Raw genomic sequence first — 16,441 nt, forward strand, 5'->3', positions numbered from 1 at the left:
GGCTAATTGCTGAGCATTGCGGCGGTATCGCGGTCGGCGCGCGAGAGCGCGGCGAGCACGAGCAGGCACAAGACGGCAACGGTTCCGCCGAACCAGGTCATGGCCGTGGTGAGGTCGAGGGCGGTGGCGAGGATGCCGACTCCGAGCACGGGCAGTCCGACGCCGGTGTAGACGATGACGTAGAAGCTGGAGAGCACCTCGGCGTGCCTGGAAGCGGGGGCGTTGTTGTTCACCGTGGTGAGGCCGCCGAGGACGCCACCGTGTCACCTGTTGTGTCGAGGGCATCCGCGTGACCGTGACGGCCGCGGGCACGAGGAGCACGATCTCGACGACGAACGGCACCACGTAAGGAGCCGGCGCGTACTCGGCGATCAGTCCGGCCAGGACCGGCCCCAGGCCCAGACCGCCGACCGACGCCACCGTTGTGACCAACGCGGCCTTGCGGCGGTTGCCGGTGGGTTCGAGCTCGCTGAGTGCAGCTGTCAATGCCCCGGATGCCGCGCCCACGGAGAGCAGCGCATACGCCGTCGTCCAGAACCGCCGGCGGCTCGCTCCAGCGGCCCGCGGGGTGCGGACATACGACGCTGCCGAGCCGGGAGGCGCGGCCACATCATGAGCGCCGCTGTCGTCTGTCCTGCCGCCTTGTCTCATGTTCACAGTTTCCGAACATAACAGATGTTCGCGTATGTCGAACATGTTCGGTATGGTGGCGGGCATGGCGAGTAGGACCGCAACCGCACTCGTGCACCCAGCCGCGGGCGAACTGGAGTTCACGACCGTGATGGCGGCGCTGAGCGACCCGGTCCGATTGGCGATCATTGCGCGGCTCGCCGAGGTCGAACCCGAGGGCGAATTGGCCTGCGCGACATTCGCGCTGCCCGTCAGCAAGTCCACCCAAAGTGGGCACTTCAAGACGCTGCGTGCGGCAGGGGTGATCCACCAGCGAGACGAAGGAACCAGGCGATTGAATCGACTTCGGCGCACTGACCTCGACACTCGCTTCCCCGGGCTCCTCGACCTCGTCATCCCGCAAGGACGCGACATCATCGCCCGTTGGGCGTAGCCGAGACAGGATCGAAAGGATCGTCGCCGATGACGCAAGAAGCGGGCTCCGGCGACTGACCGGCTACGCTTGCCGGCAATATCCAGGTGCGCCCGGGAATCCCGTCACCGTGTTGTCCGTGGTCCGGCCTCGTACCGGGGGCCGGGAGTCGTTATCCGGACTGATGGGCCGGGTCGTCGCCTGCTTGCGATGCGCTGTCGGCGGGACGGTTCGCCACCGCCTCGGGAGTGCTCGCCGGGCGCGCCCGCTGCGCGTCCACCACCGCGCCCAGCAGAACCGCGAAATTGGTGACCCACAACCAGATGAGGAATACGACGGCCGCCGCCAGCGAACCGTAGACCTTGTTGAAGGAGTCGAAATGCGAGGCGTAGAACGACAGTCCCGCCGAGCCTGCGAGCCATACCACCAGCGCTAATGTGCTTCCGCCGGTCGGCCATCGGAAGCGTTGCCCGGGCACGTTCGGCGCCACCCAGTAGAGCAGGGACAGCGCGAAACTCACCACGAGCGCCAGCGCCACCCATTTGAGGACGCCCCACGCGCCGTGGACGAACGGCACACCCGACAGCAGCCCACCGAAACGGCCGGCCACGCCGTCGGTCACGACGAAGCCGAGGCCGGTGAACACGATCATCAGCACCAGCACGATGCTGAACGACAGTTGCAGCAGGATCGTCCGGCGCCGGGATCTGCTCTCCGCGACGGCGTAGAGCGCGTCGGCGGCCCTGATGAACGCGCCTATATAGCCCGACGCGGTCCACAGTCCGGACAACAGCCCCGCGATCGCGATCGGCGCCGACCAGGCGCCGACCTGCTGGAGGTGCCGGACCGAATCGGCGAGCAGGGTCCCGCTGCCCTCCGGGCCCACATGCCCGGCCGCGCCCGCCAGCGTCCCGGCCGGCACCGGCCCCACCAGGCTGAGCGCGGCGACGGCGAGCAACAACGCCGGAAACAGGGACAGCATGCTGTAGTACGTCAGAGCCGCCGCCCAATCGGACAGCTGGTCCGACCATGCGGCCCGCAGCGTACGCACCAGAATCCGGGTCTCGACGCGGCGCAGCAGTCGATAGCTCAGCCTGCGATACCGTCGTCTCATCCCCGGCAACACCTCCGGTTCTGTCAACTACCCGCGCCGAGCGCGGCGCAAACCCGGCCCGCCCTGGCTGTACGGCGACGCGGGCCGAAGGCGGCGGACTATTCTTCTCTCATGGAGACCGGCACCTGGATGGCCATCGGGTTCACGGTCCTGGGGGCCGTGCTGTGCGCGACCGGCATCGAGCAGCTGTGGCAGGTGCGGGACCGTCGCCGGCATTGGAAGCGCTACCAGGGCGAGGTTTTCGATTATGTCTGGGAGTCCGGTTCGACGAACTCATCGATCCAGCATTGGATTCTGCGGTGGGTCGACGAGCAGGGCGTGCCACGGACCGCGAAGAACCCGACCGGAAGTTCGGGCGGAACATTGCGTAGCTTTCCGTTCCCGGTCGAGATTCTGGTCGATCCCGAAGACCCGCAGCGGGCCCAGGTGGCCCGTGGCGGCAACTCCGGGGTAGCCGCGGGTATCGCCGCCTTGGCGGTGGGTCCCGTCTTCATCGGTGTGGGCGTACTGCTCGGCGTCGCCGGATCCTGATCGCCCGGCGATACCGCCGGTGCGCCTACTCTTCGGTGAGTTGCCCCCCGGTGAGGCGCCAGCGGCGGGTCGCCCGCACGGAATCCAGCATCCGCCGGTCGTGTGTCACCAGAACGAGTGTGCCGGTAAAAGATTCGATGGCTTGTTCGAGCTGTTCGATGGCGGGCAGATCGAGGTGGTTGGTCGGCTCGTCGAGGACGAGCAGGTTCACTCCGCGGGCCTGCAGCAGGGCCAGGGCGGCCCGGGTGCGCTCGCCGGGCGATAGGGTGTCGCAGGCGCGCTTGACATGCGGTCCGCGCAATCCGAACTTGGCCAGCAGGGTGCGGACTTCGGCATCGGGCCAGTCGGGCATCGCGGCGCTGAAAGTGTCGGCGAGAGTGGCGTCGCCGCGGAACAGACCACGCGCCTGGTCGACCTCACCGATCTGCACGCCCGAACCTAGTGCGGCGGTGCCCGTATCGGGGGTGAGCTTGCCGAGCAGCAGGGCGAGCAGGGTGGACTTGCCGGAACCGTTGGGGCCGGCCAAGATGATGCGGTCGGCCCAGTCGATCTGCGTGGTCACCGGTCCGAGGGCGAAGTCGCCGCGTGCGACTGTGGCATTGTTCGCCGTGGCGACGACGGAACCGCTGCGCGGCGCCGACGCGATCTCCATGCGCAACTCCCACTCTTTGCGCGGTTCCTCGACCACGTCGAGTCGTTCGATACGGCGCTGCGTCTGGCGGGCCTTGGCGGCTTGTTTCTCGGTGGACTCGGCGCGGGTCTTGCGGCTGATCTTGTCGGAATCGTTCTTGGTCTTCCGCCGCGCGTTGCGGACCCCCGTTTCCAGCCAGTTGCGCTGCATCAGCGCCCGAGCTTCCAAACCGGCTTTGGTATCGGCGAATTCGTCGTACGCCTCGCGGGCGTGGCGGCGGGCGATCTCACGTTCGGCCAGGTAGGCGTCGTAGCCTCCGTCGTAGAAGCTGACCTGCTGCTGGGCGAGGTCGAGTTCGAGGACGCTGTTCACCGTGCGGGTCAGGAACTCCCGGTCGTGGCTGATGATCATCAACGGGACCCTGACGCCGGTGACGAAGCGTTCGAGGCGTTCGAGGCCGTCGAGGTCGAGGTCGTTGGTGGGTTCGTCGAGCAGCAGGATGTCGAAGCGCGACAGCAGTACCGAAGCGAGACCGGCGCGGGCGGCCTGTCCGCCGGACAGACCTGTCATCGGGGTGTCCAGTCCGCCGGCGAGGCCGTCGGTGAGCCCGAGGTCGGCGGCGACCTCCTCGGCCCGTTGATCGAGGTCGGCGCCGCCGAGCGCGAGCCAGTGTTCGAGGGCGGGGGAGTAGTCGTCGTCGCCGCCCTCGCCGAGGCGTTCGGCGGCCGCGTCCATGACCTGCTGGGCGTGCGCGACGCCGGTACGGCGGGCCAGGAATTCGAGCACCGTCTCGCCGTCGACGCGCTCGGGTTCCTGGGTCAGGTAGCCGACGGTGGCGTCGGGTGGGCTCAGCGTGATCGTGCCCTCGTCCGGGGCGCCGTCGGCGAGCATCCGCAACAGCGTCGATTTGCCCGCGCCGTTGACGCCGACCAAGCCGATCACGTCGCCGGGAGCGAGGGTGAAATCGAGGTCGGCGAACAGGGTGCGTTCGGCGTGCCCGGCCGATAGACCGCTGGCCTGCAATGTTGCGCTCACCAGGGGTATTCTGCCCCCATTGACGACAACGCCGAGACCTGGCCCGCCCGAGATCGGCGTGCGGCCGTAGGCCGGGCCCCCGCCGGCATCGAAGCGGTGTGCGGTATCGGGGCGTTCTCGGGGTGGGTGGCCGCCGCCGCGATGGCTACGAGGAATCCGTGTTCCTCACCGGTCGCGGGCGTCGAGCAAGCCCTGGATATCGATCTTCGTCATGGCGTGTACCGCCGTGAGGACTCGTCCGGCCGCCGCCGGATCGGCGGCCGCCAGCAGCTCGGCGAGGGCTGTCGGGACGACCTGCCAGGTGACCCCGAATCGGTCGGTCAGCGAACCACCCGGGCCTTCTTTTCCGCCCTCGGTCAGGGCCGCCCAGGCGGTGTCCACTTCCTCCTGGGTATCGCAGTCGAGATACAGCGAGATCGCGCCGCCGAAGGTGAACTGCGGACCGCCGTTGTACGCGATGCACCGCTGCCCGGCCAGTTCGAAGGTCACGGTGGTGACCCGGCCGTCCGCGTCGCGTTGCCGGTCGAGTACCGCGGACCCGGCGACGAGAGCGGTGTAGTGGTCGGCGGCCTCTTCGGCGCGGCCGTCGAACCACAGGAATGTGCTCGCTCGCATGTTCTTCTCTCCTCTGTGTGGGTTTCTCAGTGATGTGCCGGGGTTCGGTATTCGTCGAGTTCGACTGTGTCGGCCACTTTTTCCATGCCGCGGCGAACGAGGCGCTTCGGCAGGAACCGCAGCATCCGGATCGTCTGGTTGCGCAGCCTGATCTGCAGGTGTGAGTCGGGCATGAGGCCGCCGTCGCCTGCGCTGCGGGCGAATTCCTGGGCTCGGTCCACGAACAGGCGCATCTTCTGCTCGTAGGCGGCATAGGAGCGCGTGTGGTCACCGTCGGCGGCGGCGAGTTCACCGGCCAGGATGTAGGCGCCGACGAGCGCGAGACTGGTGCCGATGCCGGACATCGGTGAGGCGCAGTAGCCGGCATCCCCCAGCAGCACCGTCCGGTCTCGCGACCAGGTGTCCATCTCGACCTGGAGCGTTCTGTCGAAGTAGAAATCGGGGGCGTCCCAGATGGCGTCGAGCATCGCGGGGACCTCCCACCCGTCTTTCTCGAACGCGCCGTACACAATGCGCTTCTGCGCCTCGATATCGGCCCGGTCGTGGGGCAGCGGCTGCGAGCGCAGGAAGAATCCGGTCAGTGCGGTGCCGGGCTCGAGCTGCGGATAGATGGCCGCGGTCCGGCCGGGCCGGCCGTCGCCCGCGGGCACGGTGTACATCAACCGCCACCCGTCGTGGTCCATCTCGGTGGCGGCGGTGAACAGCGACACGTAGGAGCCGAGGTCGCGAAGGTAGCGTTCGTCCGGGCCGAACACCAGCTGCCGGACGTTGGATCGCACACCGTCCGCGCCGATCAGCAGATCGAACATCTTCGGTTCGCTGTGTTCGAAACGGACCCGGACACCGTCGTCGCCCCGCTCGACGGCGGTGATCGCCTCGCCGAACATGTACTCGACGTCGGCGTGGGTGGTGTCGTAGAGGATCCGGGCCAGATCGGTGCGACGGATGGATAATTCGGCGACGGGACCGCCCGAATGCCCGAACGCATCGGTGCCCATCTTCGCGACCCGCTTGCCCGTGCCGTCGACGAACGCCATGCCCCGCGCCCCGGTGGTCGCCGCGCGGATTCGCGCGACGATACCCATCTGCGCGACCACCTCGCGGGCGGTACCGCGGATATCGACCAGGTGACCTCCGCTGCGGGGCCTGGGGGCGCGTTCCACCACGGTCGGGTGGAAGCCGTACTTGTGCAACCAGTACGCCAGGGCCGGGCCGGCGATTCCGGCCCCGGATATCAGAATGTTCCGGTTCTTCATGGGTTCTCCTGCTGTCTCGTCGAGGCCGATGGATGGTCCGTCCGGCGGGGAGCCGGCGGGCGGGGAGGTGACCGCGAACACGGCGCGGTGAGCGCGTACGGTGTATCCACACCTGCGGCAAGAGTAGGCAGTATGCAGTGGGAATCACTAGTTTTGGCGTCGAATAGTGTACTAGTGCGCTAGCGATAGTGCACTAGTACACTTGGCGACGACATCGACCGAATCGAAGAATCGGAGGGGCAATGTCGTCCGAGAGGCAGCAGCCGGGCCCGCCGTATCAAGTGATCGCCGCGCAGATCCGTGCCCGGATCGCGAGTGGCGACCTACGGCCCGGCGAGCGGGTGCCCTCCATCCGGCAGATAGCCCAGCGCTGGGGGGTGGCGGTCGCTACCGCCACCAAGGTGACGGCGTCGCTGCGCGTGGAGGGTCTGGTCGAAGCGAAGGTCGGCTCGGGCACGGTGGTCAGCGCGCCCGGTGTTCCGGAACGGTCCGTCCCCGCGCCCGCGGGCGATCCGGGTGTCCCGGGGGCGCCGCGGCGGCCGGGGGCCACCGATCGGGAGCCGTACCGCAAGCGCCTGCTGCGCAGTGCCCTCGCGATCGCCGATACCGAGGGGCTCGAAGCGGTCTCCATGCGACGTCTCGCGGCCGAACTGGGCGTCGGCCCGATGTCGCTGTACCGGTATGTGGCGAACAAGGACGAACTGCTGACCCAGATGGCCGACGAAGCCTTCGGTGAGCTGGAGTTCCCGCGGCCGGGGGTGGACGGGTGGCGCGCCGACCTCGAACGGATCGCCCGTCTGCAATGGCAGTTGTGCCGCAAGCATCTCTGGCTGCCCAGGGTGGTCTCGTTCACCCGCCCCTTGCTCGTGCCCAGCATGATGGCGCACACCGAATGGGTTCTCCGAGCGCTCGACGGGCTCGGCCTGTCCGCCGACGTCCGGATGCGCGAAGCCCTCACCCTGCACTCACTGGTCCTCACGGTGGCGCTGTCGGTGGCGGAAGAAGCCGAAGCGGAGCAGAGTACCGGCGTCACTCTCGACGGCTGGCGGGCGGCGGCGCGGGCGCGCGCGCACGAACTCCTCGCCGATGGCCGGTTCCCGATGCTCGCGACGATTCCCGAGGATACGACGGCCGATCTCGACGAACTGTTCGAATACGGACTCGCGCGTCACCTCGACGGTTTCGCCGTCTTGATCGCGGAGCGGTAGGGGCCGGCCGTGCTGCGACCGTGACGCTTCCGGACGGCGCCACCTCCGATGATGCCGGAGTCGCCTGACAGCGGATGGGTATCGGGCGCCGGTCCCGTCGGAAGGGGCGGTGTCGGCGTCTACCGTCTCCGGTAAGACGACGACGGCGGGCGACGCGTCGCGAGCGGCCCGGCCGTCGGCCGGCCCTGATGATCAGGCTGCCCCGATAACCCACCGGTGGCGACGATGCACCGCTGGACGGTGCGCTTCTCGCGCAGCGAACAGCGGTGCGGGAACTCGCTCAGCGGCGTTTGGGTTCGAGGGTGGACTCGACCTCGGACTTCTTGACGGCCTTGGCCTTCTTGTCCGCTCGTTTCTCCTTGAGGGATTTTCCGGACTTCTTTGCCGTGGAACTACGCGGAGATTTATCGGACATGAACGTCCTTCGAGTTGAGGACCTGAACGGTCCCGACCTCCGAACCGTACGTGATGCCGACGTCGTTCGTGCGGAAAGTGTTTCGCATCTCCGGTGATCGCGAACCGCGCGTATCGCGAAGGGAGCCCCGGATCCTCATCGTCCCGGGGAGTGCGGTGACCCTATCGGCGGGCGCTGCCGGAGCGGAGCGGGCCCGCACGATGCCCTCGGCTAACGACCCGCGACGAATTCGGCGCAGCGCTCGCCGACCAGCATGACCGTGAGGTTCGGATTCACGGTGGTGAGCTCCGGGAACACCGAGGCGTCGGCCACCCGGAGGCCGTCGACGCCTTTCACCCGGAGCTCCGGGTCCAGCGGACTCATGGGGTCGTCGACGGCGCCCATCCGCACTGTTCCCGCCGGGTGATAGACGGTGTTGTGGGTGCGGCGGACGTAGTCGGCCAGTTCGGTATCGGTCCGGGTATCGGGGCCCGGGTAGAGTTCGCGGGCAATCCAGTCGGAAAGTGGTGCGGCCGAAGCGATGTCGCGGGCCTTCCGAAGACCGGCGATCATGACGCGCACGTCGTGGCCCTCGGGATCGGTGAAGTAGCGCGGGTCGACGCGCGGCTTGTCGCGGAAATCGCGCGAACGCAGTCGTACGGTGCCGCGAGAGCGGGCATGGGTGACATTCGGCGTGAGACAGAAGGTCTCCTCGGCAGTCGGATACCCCTGCCGCAGTGTGTGCATATCGAACGGCACGCTGCCGTAGTGCATCATCAGGTCCGGTCTGTCCAGTCCGTCCACGGTCGGCGTGAAAATACCGGCCTCCCACCATTGCGTGGAACTGCGCACCATCGGCCGGGTCGTTTCGAAACCGATGACACCCTCCGGATGGTCCTGCAGGTGCGCGCCGACGCCGGGGGAATCGACGAGTACGTCGATACCGTTCTCCCGCAGATGATCCGCGGGGCCGATACCCGACAGCATGAGCAGCTTCGGCGAATCGATGGCACCGGCGGAGAGGATGATCTCGCGGGCGGCGGAGATCCGGGTGGTGCGGCCGAAGGCATTGTCGGTGATGTCCACTCCGACCGCGCGGCCGCCGACGACGACGATCCGTTTCACCCACGAACCGGTCCGGAGAGTGAGATTGGGCCGGTCGAGGTGAGGATGCAGATAGCTCACCGACGACGACGATCGGGTCCCGTCGGCGCGGCGGTTGATCTGGAAGAAGTTGGCGCCGTTGACGACGGTTCGCCCCGAATTGAATTCGGCGCGCGGGATTCCGACTGCCTCGCAGGAGTCGAGCAGCGCGACTCCGCACGGGTCGTGCGGCGGCACGGTCATGATGTGGACGGGGCCGCCGCGGCCGTGATGATCTCCGGGGGCGTCGTTGGTCTCGATCCGCGCATACAGCCGGTACACCGAATCCGCGCCCCAGCCCACGCAACCGTGGTCGTGCTCCCACGAATCGAGGTCCTCGCGGGGCGCCCAGAACGCGATGCAGCTGTTGTGGGAGGAGCATCCGCCCAGCACTTTCGCACGTGCGTGCCGCATGAACGAGTTGCCGTTCTCCTGCGGCTCGATGGGGTAGTCCCAGTCGTAGCCCGATTCGAGCAGCTCCATCCAGCGGTCGAGCCGCAAGACGGCCTCATCGCCGAGATCGGTCGGCCCCGCCTCGAGCAGGCAGACCGTCACCGCCGGATCTTCCGACAGCCGAGCCGCGACGGCCGCGCCGGCGGAGCCGCCGCCGACGATCACGTAGTCGTATTCGCTCATTTCCGCTCCCTTCGAGGTGGATCGCGGGTATCGACCGGGCTCCGATGTGGTCACCGGGTGTCGGCGAACCATCCGGTCACACCCGGCCGCAGGTTCTCGTAGACATGCTTGGTTTCGCGGTACTCGTGCAAGCCGGACGGCCCCAATTCGCGGCCGACACCGGAACGGCCGTAACCGCCCCACTCGGCCTGCGGCAGATACGGTCCGAAGTCGTTGATCCATACGGTGCCGTGCCGCAATCGGGCGGCGACCCGGCGGGCCCGGGCGGTATCCGACGACCACACCGCGCCGGCGAGACCGTATTCGGTGTCGTTGGCGACGGCGACCGCCTCGTCCTCGGTGCGGAACGTCTCCACGGTGACGGTCGGCCCGAACCCCTCGTCGTGTACGCACGCCATCTCGCGGGTGGCGCCGTCGATAACGGTCGGCAGGTAGAAGTAGCCGTCGTCCAGCACCCCCGACCCGCGGTCGCCGGTCGCGAACGCGCCGCCGGTGCGGATGATCGCGCCGTCGGCCCGGGCCTGTTCGACATAGGCGTGCACCTTGTCGCGGTGCGCGGCGGAGATGAGCGGTCCGGTCTCGGTGCCCGCGGCGTCGGGGAGCCCGATCCGGATCAGTTCGGCTCGCCGCACCAGCTCGTCGACGAAGCGGTCGTGCGCCGACTCCTCGATGACCAGCCGCGCCCCGGCCGAGCAGACCTGGCCCGAATGCAGGAACGCCGCATTCAACGCGTTGTCCACCGCGGTGGCCAGCCGGTCGCCGGTATCGCAGGCATCGGCGAAGATCACATTCGGGTTCTTGCCGCCGAGTTCGAGTGCCACCTTCTTCACCGTCGCCGCCGCCTCGCGGGCGATGACCCGGCCGGTGGCGAGACCGCCGGTGAAGGAAACCAGGTCGACATCGGGATGCGCGGACAGCGGCGCTCCGGCGGTGGCGCCGGCGCCGAGCACGAGGTTGGCCACGCCGGGCGGCAGGCCGAGGTCGTGCAGGACCGACAGCAGCAGTATCGAGGTGTGCGGGGTGAGCTCCGACGGTTTGAGGACGAAGGTATTGCCCGCGGCCAGCGCCGGGGCGACCTTCCACGCCGCCTGTAGCAGCGGATAGTTCCAGGGCGTGATGAGCCCGCACACGCCGAGGGGTTCGTAGACGATCCGGGAGTCGATATCGGGGGAGCCGGCGTCGACGACCCGGCCGGGATCCTCGGCCGCGAGCTTGCCGAAATACCGGAAGCAGTGCGCGATATCGGACATGTCGATATCGGATTCGTACGGCCGCTTTCCGGTGTCGCCGGTTTCGGCGCGCACGAACTCCGCGCGCCGCACGTCGATCGCGTCGGCGACTTTCAGCAGCAGGTCGCCCCGCTCCGCGGCCGAGGTCTGCCGCCACGGGCCCGTGTCGAAGGCGCGGCGGGCGGCGACGATGGCCGACACGGTATCGGCGGCATCCGCCTCGGCGACGATGCCAACAGCGTAATCATCCGCAGGACAACGGATTTCACGAACTTCGCCGGACGCGGCGGCCCGCCAGGCACCGTCGATGTACAGAGTCGCACTCATGCGGTGGGTGTCCCTTCGGGATCGCGTTCGGTGACATCGTCGCCGCCCGGTTTCGGCTCGTGGTGCTCGCTCGCCGAGCGCCGGAGGTAGAGATAACCGAGATGGCTTTCGTATTGATCGAGAATGTCGCCGATGATCTGCTCGCGGCCGTAGCTGTTGAGCGAATATCCCTGTGACCCTTCGGCAAGATACACCTCGCAGCGGAAATAACGGTCGCCGGAACGTTGCGCGAGCACCGCGTAGGTGGGCGTCGGGGCCGATACCGGGCACACCCGGTATTCGAAACGGGGCTCATTCGCCTGATCGACGATCAGTTTCGGCGCCGGAAGGTCTTCGTTCCGGCCGGATTCGTCCAACGTCGCAGTGACGCCCATACTGCCGAATTCGCCGGTGACGGCCCGCATCGCCGGGATCACGGTGTTCGTGACGAACCGCCGCGTCGCCGCCGGGCCGGGATAGTGGACGGTGGCGAGCAGCCTGCGGCGCCAGCCGCCGTGCTCGGCCGGTCCGCGACCGGCCGCGAGGGCCTTCGGCAGTGTCGTGCGGTAGCTGTCGCGTTTATAGGAATCGTTGCGCACCGCGCGCAGTAGCGCGATACCGATCAGCGCGAGCACGAACGAGAACGGCAGGCCCATGATGATCGTGGCGTTCTGCAGGGTGGTGATGGCGCCGTCCGTACCCGCGAACAGCATCGAGAGGGTGAGCAGACCGATCGCCACCGCCCAGAAGATGCGGGTGCCGCGTGCGCAGTCGGCCATCGGATCGGGCAGTTTCGAGGTGAAATTGCCCATGACCAGCGCACCCGAATCGGCGCTCGTCGTATAGAACAGCAACCCGGTGAGAGTGGCGATGCCGAGCAGCAGCGGTGCGCCGGGGTACTGCTCGAGTAGCGAGTAGAAGCCGACCTCGGCCCGTGCCGCCGTCGTCTCGGCGAATTCCCGGTCGCCGCGCGCGACGTTCAGCGCGCTGTTCCCGAAAATCGAAATCCACAGCAGGATGAAACTGAACGGCACCACGAGCACACCGAACACGAACTGCCGCAGAGTGCGCCCACGCGAGATGCGTGCGAGGAACAAGCCCACGAACGGCGCCCAGGCCACCCACCAGGCCCAGAAGAACAGCGTCCAGGCGTCGAGCCACGCGCTCGGCTCGTTGGATGTCTCCGGGTTGCGGTCCCAGGCGAAAGTATCCAGCGTCCGGTCGAGGAAAGTCGACAGGTAATCGCCGGCATTCTGCACGAGCGCGTTGAGCAGGAAGTCCGCCGGGCCCGCCACCAGGATGTAGACGAGCAGGGCGATCGCGAGGACGACATTGAGTTCCGACAGCCGCCGGATGCCCTTGTCCACGCCCGTGGTCGCCGAAATCGTCGCGACGATGACCGACAGCGCGATGAGCCCGATCTGGGCGGCCTTGCCCTGCGAGATGCCGAACATTTTCTCCAGCCCGTAGTTGAGCTGCACGACGCCGATGCCCAGCGATGTCGCGATCCCGAAGATCGTGCCGAGTACCGCCGCGACGTCGATGGCATCGCCCCAGCGGCCGTGGACTCGCCTGCCGAAGATCGGGTAGAGCGCCGCCCGGATGGTCAACGGCAGGTTGTGCCGGAACGCGAAATAGGCGAGCGCGCCGCCCATGAGCGCGTACATGGCCCAGCCGCTGATGCCGTAGTGGAATATCGTCCAGGTCGTCGCCGCGCGGGCCGCCTCGTTGGTCTCGGGGACGCCGGTGGGCGGGTGCAGATAGTCGTACACGGGCTCGGCGACCGAGAAGAACATCAGGTCGATGCCGATGCCCGCGGCGAAGAGCATCGACGTCCAGGTGAACAGGCTGTACTCGGGTCGCGACTCCTCCGGACCCAGCCGGTAGCCGCCGTACCTGCTGGCGCCGAGGAAGACGACGAGGCCGACGATGGCCGTCGCGAGGATGAAATACCACCAGCCGAACCAGGTGACGATGAAGGTCTTGACCCCGCCGACTACGGTTTCGGCGCTGGTGGGCGAGGCGAGCGCCCAGATCGCGAAGGCCAGCACGAGCCCGGCGGCCGTGAGGAACACCGGTGTGTTGACCGACCGGCGGTCCGCCTCGGGATGGGCGGCGGTGGCGGCTTCCGGTGTCGCGCCGGAATCGGTGGGCTCGGTGCCCGATGCGCCGGCTCGGGCCGGCTCGGGGCCGCTGCCGTCCTTGTCCGGAGGATCGTTGAGACCGCCCATGGGACGAACGGTAGTCGGGGCGGTTCCGTGTCGGTCCGAGGCGCGGGGTATCGCCGATTCGTGTCCCCCGAAAGACAGCCGGGTGCGGCGTGTCGCCTTTTGACAAGACCACGATCCTGCGCAGTCTTACGGTCGAGTTGTCAACCGATTGGAGTTGAGTCGAATGACCGGCTATATCGCCACCGCGGAAACCGATATCAGCGCCTCGCCGGAGCATGTGTGGGCCGTGCTGACCGACCCCGAGCAGATCCGCCGGTTCATGTTCGGCGCCGAGGTGCACACCGACTGGCAGGTGGGCAGCCCGATCGTCTGGCAGGGGGAGTACGAGGGACGGCCGTACGAGGACAGGGGCGAGATCCTGGCGACCGAGCCCGGCCGGCTGCTGACGATGACTCATTACAGCCCGCTCGGCGGCCGACCGGACCTGCCGGAGAATTACCACACGCTCACCTATGAGCTGACCGGGAACGGCGCGACGACGCATCTGCTGCTGAGCCAGGACAACAACGCCAGTGTGGAAGAAGCCGAGCACGCCGGCGGCATGTGGGAGGCACACGTCGCCGGAATCAAACAAGCCGCCGAAAGCGACTAGCTCCGGGGCTCGGGCCGACGGCGTGGCTGACCAATGGCAGGTCCAGGGCGTCGGCCGAGCAGACGACCCGGGTCAGGCCGGGCTCGGTGAGCTCGGCCTGACCCGGGTCGCGTCCTACCTGATCACCGAACGCACGATCCGCGAGGTGCGCTGGGTCCCAGGTGCTCGGACCGCCGGTCAGGGCCTACCGTCGGATGCCTCGGCCTGCCCGCCGCCGAACACTTCCTGGACGAGCAGCTGTTGCGTCTTCTGGAATGCCGCGGACAGGGACAGTGCGGCGTCGTCCACATAGTTCAGCGCGCCGGTCATGGTCTTGCTGCCGTCGAGTGTGCTGTACATCAGCGCCCCGTGACCCGCGGCGCCGCCATTGTGGGTGATGACGGTGCCGTACTCCGTTTTCTGAACGAACACCCCCAGGCCGTAGTCCATGTTCGGTATGCCCGTCGGGCGCGGTGTGCACATCTCGGCCAGCAGCGGAGCAGGCAGGAGTGTGCCGTCCATGAGTGCGGCGATGAAGAGGTGCAGGTCCTGGGTCGTCGAGATCATGTCGCCGCCGGTGGAGATCCAGGAGGGGTTGTGGCGGGTGACGTCGACTGTCTGCTCCTGCCCGGCGTCCTCGTACCGGTAGTAGGCGTGGGCGTGCGGTTCGGCGATCTCCGTCTCGGTGGTCGGTGCCGAGGTGCCGGACAGCCCGAGCGGCCCCGTGATCAGTCGCCGCAACTCATCGGCGAACGAATTGCCGGTGACCCGTTCGATCAGCAGCCTCGCCAGCACGTAGTTGGTGTTGGAATAGCTCCAGCCCGCGCCCGGTTCGAACCGGGCCGGTTCGGACAGCGCCAGCCGAACCAGCTCCTCCGGCCGGTAGGTGTGGAACCGGTTGTCCACCCACTCTTTGCCCGCGACGGTGGAGGGGATCCCCGCCACCATCGTCCCGTCCTCGTAGTACTCGCCGGTGAAGTTGAAAACTCCGCTGGTGTGCTGCAACAGCATGCGTACCGTGATCCGCGGGTCGAGCTCGAACTCGGTCAGATACGCGGCCGCCGGGGTGTCCAGCTCGATTTTGCCTTCGCCCACCAGTTGCAGGACCAAGGTCGCGGTGAAGGTCTTGGTGTTGCTGCCGATCCGTACATGTCCGTCGATCGGAGGTTTCGCTGTCCCACCCAGCTCGGCCACCCCGGCGCTGCCGGCCCACTGGCCTCGTTCATCGTGCACGCGCAGGGTGATCCCGGTGAAACCGTAATCGACTATCTCGTCGATGGCCTTCTGCAGTTCCGGGCGCTCCTGTCCGGCAGCGGCTTCCGGTGCGGACCGGCTGTCCGTGGCGGCGGCGTCCAGAGCTGCGGTGATCTTGCGGGTCATCTCGGCCAGGGTGGGGCTGGGCCGGTCCTGGTGGAGCAGGGCGGCATCCAGGGCGACGAGAACGGTGGTGCGGAAGTTGCCGACCTCTGCCGGGGCCTTCTCGTGGAGCAGCGTCATCGCCGCTGTCAGGGCCGGCAGCACCTGGTCGGCGATTCCGGCTACGGACTTGCCCTTCAGGTCCACGCCCGTCGACCCGTCGGCGAGCACATGCCCGACCAGACCGGTCGCCGACGCCAGGGCGACACTGCCCGCGGTGGCGATCTTGTGGGGCTTGCCGGCGGCACCGGCCGCGGCGAGCAGCGAGACCGCGCCGTACGCGGCGGTCCGCAGGGTGAGCTTGTCCTGGTCGGTCAGGGTGGTGGACATGGTGGTTCGCTCCAGTGTGTGAATCGGTGTGGCAGTCGGGTGCCGCCGCGGTCGGTGAACAGCGCCGCGTGGCTCGGAAGCGAGGAGTCGCGGTGCGCTACGCGGGGGTGGCGTGCCGGATGATGATGTTTCCGTACGAGTTGTGCGCGTACACCTGCACGGTGTCCTCGTTCTCCTGGGGCCGATCGACCGGCCCCAGCACATTCCGCACGGCTCCGTACCGGGCGTCGGTTTCCACTCGGGCCGCGCTGCCCGGGTGGATACCGACCTCCAGTTCGCCCATGGATGTCTCCAGCCGGAGCACGCCGCGCGATGCCTCGCCGATCCGGATATCGCCTTTGGCGGTTTTCGCGATCACCGAGCCGAGTGGGCGTTCGACGATGATGTCGCCGGCGGCGATTTCCAGGTCGCACCGGCCGAGTTCGCCGGTGCCCAGCAATCGGCCCACCGCCGCGGTGGCCTGCAGCCGGGAGCCGGTGGGCACCTCGATGGTCACCTCGACCGACGGGTTGCCGCCGAACGGAGTGTAGGTCCGCCAGTCTTTCGGCGTCCGCACGGTCAGCGTGCCGGCGGTGAAATCGACCCGGGTCTGCTCGGCGGCGCGCACATCGCTCTTCCTGGACTCCTCGGCAGGCCGGACCTCCACGACGGTGTCGGCACGATCGGAGGCGATGACCGTGACGCTGCCGGAGAGCACATCGACGGTGACGGCGATCGGGTCCGGTGTCTCGAATGTGGGCATGGTTCGATTCC

Annotated in this window: 15 protein-coding genes; 4 read left to right on the forward strand and 11 right to left on the reverse strand. The window is 67.9% G+C overall.

What is annotated here, in order from left to right:
• Positions 1–2: 2 nt before the first annotated feature.
• Complete coding sequence (locus OG804_RS04965; RefSeq protein WP_328394320.1) at positions 3–233, reverse strand: hypothetical protein; 231 nt, start codon at positions 231–233, stop codon at positions 3–5.
• A gap of 482 nt (positions 234–715) precedes the next feature.
• Between OG804_RS04965 and OG804_RS04970 the strand changes: the two genes are divergently transcribed.
• Positions 716–1,063, forward strand: a complete 348-nt coding sequence (locus OG804_RS04970) for an ArsR/SmtB family transcription factor (RefSeq protein ID WP_328394322.1) — start codon at positions 716–718, stop codon at positions 1,061–1,063.
• A gap of 151 nt (positions 1,064–1,214) precedes the next feature.
• On the opposite strand, the gene OG804_RS04975 is transcribed toward OG804_RS04970, so the two are convergent.
• Positions 1,215–2,156, reverse strand: a complete 942-nt coding sequence (locus OG804_RS04975; RefSeq protein WP_328394324.1) for a YihY/virulence factor BrkB family protein — start codon at positions 2,154–2,156, stop codon at positions 1,215–1,217.
• 111 nt (positions 2,157–2,267) lie between these two features.
• Here OG804_RS04975 and OG804_RS04980 point away from each other — a divergent pair, with 111 nt between their 5' ends.
• The gene (locus OG804_RS04980) at positions 2,268–2,687 is read left to right on the forward strand and encodes a DUF3592 domain-containing protein (protein WP_328394326.1); all 420 of its coding nucleotides are present in this window, start codon (positions 2,268–2,270) and stop codon (positions 2,685–2,687) included.
• Between the two features lie 25 nt (positions 2,688–2,712).
• Here the strand turns inward: OG804_RS04980 and OG804_RS04985 are convergent, their stop codons facing one another.
• The 3 genes from OG804_RS04985 to OG804_RS04995 form a co-directional block, all read right to left on the reverse strand.
• A complete protein-coding gene (locus OG804_RS04985) occupies positions 2,713–4,299 on the reverse strand; it encodes an ABC-F family ATP-binding cassette domain-containing protein (RefSeq protein ID WP_442941850.1) in 1,587 nt (528 codons plus the stop codon).
• Positions 4,300–4,518: 219 nt separating this feature from the next.
• Positions 4,519–4,968 carry a VOC family protein gene (locus tag OG804_RS04990; RefSeq protein WP_328394330.1) on the reverse strand — a complete coding sequence of 150 codons (450 nt, stop codon included), beginning with the start codon at positions 4,966–4,968 and terminating at the stop codon, positions 4,519–4,521.
• Between the two features lie 26 nt (positions 4,969–4,994).
• A complete protein-coding gene (locus OG804_RS04995) occupies positions 4,995–6,224 on the reverse strand; it encodes an FAD-dependent monooxygenase (protein ID WP_328394332.1) in 1,230 nt (409 codons plus the stop codon).
• 242 nt (positions 6,225–6,466) lie between these two features.
• Here OG804_RS04995 and OG804_RS05000 point away from each other — a divergent pair, with 242 nt between their 5' ends.
• The gene (locus OG804_RS05000; protein WP_328394334.1) at positions 6,467–7,432 is read left to right on the forward strand and encodes a TetR/AcrR family transcriptional regulator C-terminal domain-containing protein; all 966 of its coding nucleotides are present in this window, start codon (positions 6,467–6,469) and stop codon (positions 7,430–7,432) included.
• A gap of 280 nt (positions 7,433–7,712) precedes the next feature.
• Here the strand turns inward: OG804_RS05000 and OG804_RS05005 are convergent, their stop codons facing one another.
• The 4 genes from OG804_RS05005 to betT all read right to left on the reverse strand — a co-directional run bounded on the left by OG804_RS05005 (position 7,713) and on the right by betT (position 13,371).
• The gene (locus OG804_RS05005; RefSeq protein ID WP_328394336.1) at positions 7,713–7,847 is read right to left on the reverse strand and encodes a hypothetical protein; all 135 of its coding nucleotides are present in this window, start codon (positions 7,845–7,847) and stop codon (positions 7,713–7,715) included.
• A 210-nt stretch (positions 7,848–8,057) separates the two neighbouring features.
• Positions 8,058–9,605, reverse strand: a complete 1,548-nt coding sequence (locus OG804_RS05010; protein ID WP_328394338.1) for a GMC family oxidoreductase — start codon at positions 9,603–9,605, stop codon at positions 8,058–8,060.
• Between the two features lie 50 nt (positions 9,606–9,655).
• Complete coding sequence (locus tag OG804_RS05015) at positions 9,656–11,161, reverse strand: aldehyde dehydrogenase family protein (protein WP_328394340.1); 1,506 nt, start codon at positions 11,159–11,161, stop codon at positions 9,656–9,658.
• Entirely contained in the window at positions 11,158–13,371 is a 2,214-nt protein-coding gene (gene betT, locus OG804_RS05020; protein WP_328394342.1) for a choline BCCT transporter BetT, read from the reverse strand. Before betT ends, OG804_RS05015 begins: the two co-directional genes overlap by 4 nt.
• Before the next feature lie 163 nt (positions 13,372–13,534).
• Here betT and OG804_RS05025 point away from each other — a divergent pair, with 163 nt between their 5' ends.
• Positions 13,535–13,963, forward strand: a complete 429-nt coding sequence (locus OG804_RS05025) for an SRPBCC domain-containing protein (protein ID WP_328394344.1) — start codon at positions 13,535–13,537, stop codon at positions 13,961–13,963.
• A 177-nt stretch (positions 13,964–14,140) separates the two neighbouring features.
• On the opposite strand, the gene OG804_RS05030 is transcribed toward OG804_RS05025, so the two are convergent.
• Together OG804_RS05030 and OG804_RS05035 are read right to left on the reverse strand one after the other, a co-directional pair.
• Positions 14,141–15,688, reverse strand: a complete 1,548-nt coding sequence (locus OG804_RS05030; protein WP_328394346.1) for a serine hydrolase domain-containing protein — start codon at positions 15,686–15,688, stop codon at positions 14,141–14,143.
• A gap of 97 nt (positions 15,689–15,785) precedes the next feature.
• Positions 15,786–16,430 carry a DUF4097 family beta strand repeat-containing protein gene (locus tag OG804_RS05035; RefSeq protein WP_328394347.1) on the reverse strand — a complete coding sequence of 215 codons (645 nt, stop codon included), beginning with the start codon at positions 16,428–16,430 and terminating at the stop codon, positions 15,786–15,788.
• Positions 16,431–16,441: the final 11 nt, after the last annotated feature.

The organism is Nocardia sp. NBC_00416, assembly GCF_036032445.1.
In the GTDB taxonomy this organism is placed as follows: Bacteria; Actinomycetota; Actinomycetes; order Mycobacteriales; family Mycobacteriaceae; genus Nocardia.

What these genes read in the sequence shown, in the direction of transcription:
- OG804_RS05025 (WP_328394344.1), top strand. Translation starts at nt 13,535, where the DNA reads ATGACCGGCTATATCGCCACCGCGGAAACCGATATCAGCGCCTCGCCG.
- OG804_RS05010 (WP_328394338.1), bottom strand. Translation starts at nt 9,605, where the DNA reads ATGAGCGAATACGACTACGTGATCGTCGGCGGCGGCTCCGCCGGCGCG.
- OG804_RS05030 (WP_328394346.1), bottom strand. Translation starts at nt 15,688, where the DNA reads ATGTCCACCACCCTGACCGACCAGGACAAGCTCACCCTGCGGACCGCC.
- OG804_RS05035 (WP_328394347.1), bottom strand. Translation starts at nt 16,430, where the DNA reads ATGCCCACATTCGAGACACCGGACCCGATCGCCGTCACCGTCGATGTG.
- OG804_RS04980 (WP_328394326.1), top strand. Translation starts at nt 2,268, where the DNA reads ATGGAGACCGGCACCTGGATGGCCATCGGGTTCACGGTCCTGGGGGCC.
- OG804_RS05000 (WP_328394334.1), top strand. Translation starts at nt 6,467, where the DNA reads ATGTCGTCCGAGAGGCAGCAGCCGGGCCCGCCGTATCAAGTGATCGCC.
- OG804_RS04990 (WP_328394330.1), bottom strand. Translation starts at nt 4,968, where the DNA reads ATGCGAGCGAGCACATTCCTGTGGTTCGACGGCCGCGCCGAAGAGGCC.
- OG804_RS04995 (WP_328394332.1), bottom strand. Translation starts at nt 6,224, where the DNA reads ATGAAGAACCGGAACATTCTGATATCCGGGGCCGGAATCGCCGGCCCG.
- OG804_RS05015 (WP_328394340.1), bottom strand. Translation starts at nt 11,161, where the DNA reads ATGAGTGCGACTCTGTACATCGACGGTGCCTGGCGGGCCGCCGCGTCC.
- OG804_RS04975 (WP_328394324.1), bottom strand. Translation starts at nt 2,156, where the DNA reads ATGAGACGACGGTATCGCAGGCTGAGCTATCGACTGCTGCGCCGCGTC.
- betT (WP_328394342.1), bottom strand. Translation starts at nt 13,371, where the DNA reads ATGGGCGGTCTCAACGATCCTCCGGACAAGGACGGCAGCGGCCCCGAG.
- OG804_RS04970 (WP_328394322.1), top strand. Translation starts at nt 716, where the DNA reads ATGGCGAGTAGGACCGCAACCGCACTCGTGCACCCAGCCGCGGGCGAA.
- OG804_RS05005 (WP_328394336.1), bottom strand. Translation starts at nt 7,847, where the DNA reads ATGTCCGATAAATCTCCGCGTAGTTCCACGGCAAAGAAGTCCGGAAAA.